Origin of the sequence: Bacillus cereus group sp. BfR-BA-01350 (assembly GCF_022663775.1) — a bacterium.
Taxonomy (GTDB): domain Bacteria; phylum Bacillota; class Bacilli; order Bacillales; family Bacillaceae_G; genus Bacillus_A; species Bacillus_A paranthracis.
In genome coordinates this window covers 1-223 of the sequence record NZ_JAKUGD010000063.1, presented here as the reverse complement: position 1 = coordinate 223, position 223 = coordinate 1, and the positions used below count along the sequence as shown (strand labels likewise).

Here is a 223-nt window from a genome sequence, read left to right as displayed (position 1 = left end):
TAGCGGAAATTCAAGGGGCATCAGATGTACAACCAGAAACAACACCACTTTGTGTGGGAGTCATTATCGGGTTAACAACGTCAATTAAGATTTGTAAATAAAATAAAAAACCAAAACGAGAGGATGAATGAAATGTCAAAAGGATACAAGTTCACAAAAGAAGAGTTAGTAGAAGCGTGGAAAGATCCACAAGTAAGAGAGAAGTTAAAAGACTTACCGAAAC

General features: G+C 36.3%; 2 protein-coding genes. Both read left to right on the top strand.

Annotation, left to right across the window (positions count from 1 at the left end; genetic code table 11):
* A partial coding sequence (locus MR147_RS27385) for a mersacidin family lantibiotic (protein WP_277930920.1) occupies positions 1–101 on the top strand: 101 nt, incomplete at its 5' end.
* Positions 102–123: 22 nt separating this feature from the next.
* A partial coding sequence (locus tag MR147_RS27380) for a mersacidin/lichenicidin family type 2 lantibiotic (RefSeq protein WP_313897175.1) occupies positions 124–223 on the top strand: 100 nt, incomplete at its 3' end.